Genomic DNA, 5,315 nt, shown 5'->3' with positions numbered 1-5,315 from the left:
GAATAATTTGGAAGTGGCGAAAAAGGTACTACTTTTGCATCCGCATTAAACAAGCAGACGTTCATAGAAAAGCACAGGAAAAGACCTTAGATTAGTTCGAAAATATTTTTCAAAAATAAATTTGGATTAATGAAAAAAAGAGTCTTATCTTTGCAGTCCGCTTCAGTAAATACTGAGGATTGGCGAAAACGGAGAGAAAAAATATTTTCAAAAAAGTTTTGTCAATTCAAATAAAGTTTTTACTTTTGCACTCGCTTTAGTAACCGACTGGTTGATGAGAAAAACGAAGAAAAAAAATTCTATTTTTTTTTGTCAAATCGAAAAAGTTGATTACTTTTGCACTCGCTTCGAAAAACAAGTAGAAGAGAGATTGAAACACGATCATAGACATATTGGACAACAGCATACGAAAAAAGAGAGTAAGGTGATTTTAAGGATCACGAAATAAACTAGCTAACTTTTTACAATATTAAAAATATACGATGAAGAGTTTGATCCTGGCTCAGGATGAACGCTAGCGGCAGGCCTAACACATGCAAGTCGAGGGGTATAGAGAGCTTGCTTTCTAGAGACCGGCGGATGGGTGAGTAACGCGTATGCAACCTACCTTTTACAGGGGAATAGCCCGGAGAAATTCGGATTAATGCTCCATGGTTTATAGAGATGGCATCATTTTTATAATAAAGATTTATCGGTAAAAGATGGGCATGCGTATCATTAGCTAGTTGGTGTGGTAACGGCATACCAAGGCAACGATGATTAGGGGTCCTGAGAGGGAGATCCCCCACACTGGTACTGAGACACGGACCAGACTCCTACGGGAGGCAGCAGTGAGGAATATTGGTCAATGGAGGCAACTCTGAACCAGCCATGCCGCGTGCAGGATGACGGTCCTATGGATTGTAAACTGCTTTTGTACGGGAAGAAATGTAATTACGTGTAATTATTTGACGGTACCGTAAGAATAAGGATCGGCTAACTCCGTGCCAGCAGCCGCGGTAATACGGAGGATCCGAGCGTTATCCGGAATTATTGGGTTTAAAGGGTTCGTAGGCGGTTTAGTAAGTCAGTGGTGAAATCTTGCAGCTTAACTGTAAAATTGCCGTTGATACTGCTAGACTTGAATAGTATGGAAGTAATTAGAATATGTAGTGTAGCGGTGAAATGCTTAGATATTACATGGAATACCAATTGCGAAGGCAGATTACTACGTACTTATTGACGCTGATGAACGAAAGCGTGGGTAGCGAACAGGATTAGATACCCTGGTAGTCCACGCCGTAAACGATGGATACTAGCTGTTCGGTTTTCGGACTGAGTGGCTAAGCGAAAGTGATAAGTATCCCACCTGGGGAGTACGTTCGCAAGAATGAAACTCAAAGGAATTGACGGGGGCCCGCACAAGCGGTGGAGCATGTGGTTTAATTCGATGATACGCGAGGAACCTTACCAGGGCTTAAATGTAGATTGACAGGTTTAGAGATAGACTTTCCTTCGGGCAATTTACAAGGTGCTGCATGGTTGTCGTCAGCTCGTGCCGTGAGGTGTCAGGTTAAGTCCTATAACGAGCGCAACCCCTATTGTTAGTTGCCAGCGGGTCAAGCCGGGAACTCTAACAAGACTGCCGGTGCAAACCGTGAGGAAGGTGGGGATGACGTCAAATCATCACGGCCCTTACGTCCTGGGCTACACACGTGCTACAATGGCCAGTACAGAAAGCAGCTACCAGGCAACTGGATGCGAATCTCAAAAGCTGGTCTCAGTTCGGATTGGAGTCTGCAACTCGACTCCATGAAGCTGGAATCGCTAGTAATCGGATATCAGCCATGATCCGGTGAATACGTTCCCGGGCCTTGTACACACCGCCCGTCAAGCCATGGAAGCTGGGGGTACCTGAAGTCGGTCGCCGCAAGGAGCTGCCTAGGGTAAAACTAGTAACTAGGGCTAAGTCGTAACAAGGTAGCCGTACCGGAAGGTGCGGCTGGAACACCTCCTTTCTAGAGAAAAAAAGAGGTTGGTTTATTTTACTCTCGCTGTTTGTTCAAATACAAGATAATTCATAATACAGAGTCTCGTAGCTCAGCTGGTTAGAGTACTACACTGATAATGTAGGGGTCGGCAGTTCGAGTCTGCCCGGGACTACGAAGTATTATAGAGGAAATTTTAGAGGTTGCGCTAACCGTAAAAACGACAGTTCACGGTTAACTGTAAACTGTAAACTACTTACGGGGGATTAGCTCAGCTGGCTAGAGCGCCTGCCTTGCACGCAGGAGGTCATCGGTTCGACTCCGATATTCTCCACAAGAACGAAAGTTCAAACGATCATTGACATATTGTAACGACAAATACAGTTAGATAGTAATAGTAATATTATTGTTTAAATAAAAATTTATAGAAAGTACGATTCGAAAGAATTGTAAGCACATAAGCAAAATAAGGGCGTATGGGGAATGCCTAGGCTCTCAGAGGCGAGGAAGGACGTGATAAGCTGCGAAAAGCTACGGGGATTGGCACACACGAGTTGATCCGTAGATATCCGAATGGGGCAACCCACTATGTTGAAGACATAGTATCCGAATAGGAGGCGAACCTGCTGAACTGAAACATCTAAGTAGGCAGAGGAGAAGAAAACAAAAGTGATTCCGCTAGTAGTGGCGAGCGAACGCGGAATAGCCCAAACCAATGTTGTTACGGCAATATTGGGGTTGTAGGACCACGACATTTCTTGCGGATTGAATTAGAATTACCTGGAAAGGTAAACCGAAGAGGGTGATAGTCCCGTATAAGTAAGAGAAGATAAGGATAGTGGTATCCTGAGTAGGTCGGGGCACGTGAAACCCTGATTGAAACTGGCGGGACCATCCGCTAAGGCTAAATACTCCTGAGAGACCGATAGTGAACCAGTACCGTGAGGGAAAGGTGAAAAGAACCGTGAATAACGGAGTGAAATAGATCCTGAAACCATACGCCTACAAGCGGTCGGAGCCCATTAGTTGGGTGACGGCGTGCCTTTTGCATAATGAGCCTACGAGTTACCGTTGCTGGCGAGGATAAGTGATTAAGTCATGGATCCGTAGCGAAAGCGAGTCTTAATAGGGCGCTTTAGTCAGTAGTGGTAGACGCGAAACCGTGTGATCTACCCATGGGCAGGTTGAAGTTTAGGTAACACTAAATGGAGGACCGAACCGTTTAACGCTGAAAAGTTTTCGGATGACCTGTGGGTAGGGGTGAAAGGCCAATCAAACTCGGAAATAGCTCGTACTCCCCGAAATGCATTTAGGTGCAGCGATGATCATAGTTACTTAGAGGTAGAGCTACTGATTGGATGCGGGGGCTTCACCGCCTACCAATTCCTGACAAACTCCGAATGCTAATTAATGATAATCATCAGTGAGGGCATGGGTGCTAAGGTCCATGTCCGAGAGGGAAAGAACCCAGACCATCAGCTAAGGTCCCCAAATGTATGCTAAGTTGAAAAAACGCGGTTTGATTGCCCAGACAGCTAGGATGTTGGCTTGGAAGCAGCCATTCATTTAAAGAGTGCGTAACAGCTCACTAGTCGAGCGATCGAGCATGGATAATAATCGGGCATAAGTATACTACCGAAGCTATGGATTTACGTTTTAAACGTGAGTGGTAGGGGAGCATTCTATCGACGTAGAAGCCGTATTGTGAGATATGGTGGAGTTTATAGAAAAGAAAATGTAGGCATAAGTAACGATAAGGGGTGCGAGAAACACCCCCGCCGTAAGACTAAGGTTTCCTGAGCTATGCTAATCAGCTTAGGGTTAGTCGGGACCTAAGGCACACCCGAAGGGGGACGTCGATGGCCAACGGGTTAATATTCCCGTACTACTGATAATTGTGATGGAGTGACACAGTGATGAAAGCACCGCGAACTGACGGAATAGTTCGTTGAAGCACGTACCTATATTTCTTATAGTAAAATGCGTAAGAGATGGAGAAATGCGATAGTACTCAGCGTTTTCGAACAACGAGATAGTGTGCCTAAGGGCTGTCAAGAAAAGCTTCTAAACTTAGATTATTAGTACCCGTACCGTAAACCGACACAGGTAGTCGAGGAGAGTATCCTAAGGCGCTCGAGAGATTCATGGCTAAGGAACTAGGCAAAATAGACCTGTAACTTCGGGAGAAAGGTCGCCAGCGCAAGCTGGCCGCAGTGAAAAGGTCCAGGCGACTGTTTATCAAAAACACAGGGCTCTGCAAAATCGTAAGATGAAGTATAGGGCCTGACACCTGCCCGGTGCTGGAAGGTTAAGAGGAGATGTTATCTTCGGAGAAGCATTGAATTGAAGCCCCAGTAAACGGCGGCCGTAACTATAACGGTCCTAAGGTAGCGAAATTCCTTGTCGGGTAAGTTCCGACCTGCACGAATGGTGTAACGATCTGGACACTGTCTCAGCCATGAGCTCGGTGAAATTGTAGTATCGGTGAAGATGCCGATTACCCGCAGTGGGACGAAAAGACCCTGTGCACCTTTACTATAGCTTAGTATTGTTCTTGGATAAGTGATGTGTAGGATAGGTGGGAGACTTCGATCCTGCGTCGCCAGGCGTAGGTTAGTCATTGTTGAAATACCACCCTTTGCTTATTTGAGATCTAACTCTGCATTGCAGAGGACATTGCTTGGTGGGTAGTTTGACTGGGGTGGTCGCCTCCAAAAGAGTAACGGAGGCTTCTAAAGGTTCCCTCAGCACGCTTGGTAACCGTGCGTAGAGTGCAATGGCATAAGGGAGCTTGACTGGGAGACTAACAAGTCGATCAGGTACGAAAGTAGAGCATAGTGATCCGGTGGTTCCGCATGGAAGGGCCATCGCTCAAAGGATAAAAGGTACGCCGGGGATAACAGGCTGATCTCCCCCAAGAGCTCATATCGACGGGGGGGTTTGGCACCTCGATGTCGGCTCGTCACATCCTGGGGCTGGAGAAGGTCCCAAGGGTTGGGCTGTTCGCCCATTAAAGTGGCACGCGAGCTGGGTTCAGAACGTCGTGAGACAGTTCGGTCTCTATCTACTGTGGGCGTTAGAAATTTGAGTGGATCTGATTCTAGTACGAGAGGACCGAATTGGACCAACCTCTAGTGCATCTGTTGTCTCGCCAGGGGCATCGCAGAGTAGCTACGTTGGGCAGGGATAAGCGCTGAAAGCATATAAGTGCGAAACCCACCACAAGATGAGATTTCTTTAAAGGGCCGTTGAAGATGACAACGTTGATAGGCTATAGATGTAAAGGCAGTAATGTCAAAGTCGAGTAGTACTAATAGCCCGTAAGCTTATGTGAATCTCCCTCTCTTA

The 5,315-nt window shown here is 46.2% G+C and carries 2 tRNA genes and 2 rRNA genes; all 4 read left to right on the top strand.

The window, feature by feature from the left end:
- Positions 1-479: 479 nt before the first annotated feature.
- The 4 genes from HX004_RS17565 to HX004_RS17550 all read left to right on the top strand — a co-directional run bounded on the left by HX004_RS17565 (position 480) and on the right by HX004_RS17550 (position 5,301).
- Positions 480-1,997: ribosomal RNA gene (locus tag HX004_RS17565) — 16S ribosomal RNA — on the top strand.
- A gap of 71 nt (positions 1,998-2,068) precedes the next feature.
- A tRNA-Ile gene (locus tag HX004_RS17560) sits at positions 2,069-2,142 on the top strand.
- 85 nt (positions 2,143-2,227) lie between these two features.
- Positions 2,228-2,301 (top strand) — tRNA-Ala (locus HX004_RS17555).
- 121 nt (positions 2,302-2,422) lie between these two features.
- Positions 2,423-5,301, top strand: a 23S ribosomal RNA gene (locus HX004_RS17550).
- Together the 16S and 23S rRNA genes with 2 tRNA genes alongside form the textbook arrangement of a ribosomal RNA operon.
- The last annotated feature ends 14 nt before the right edge of the window (positions 5,302-5,315 follow it).

It is taken from the genome of Myroides sp. 1354, from assembly GCF_030324495.1.
Lineage (GTDB): Bacteria > Bacteroidota > Bacteroidia > Flavobacteriales > Flavobacteriaceae > Flavobacterium.
Note: the sequence above shows the minus strand (reverse complement) of the source record. Positions and strands in the feature narration are given on the sequence as shown.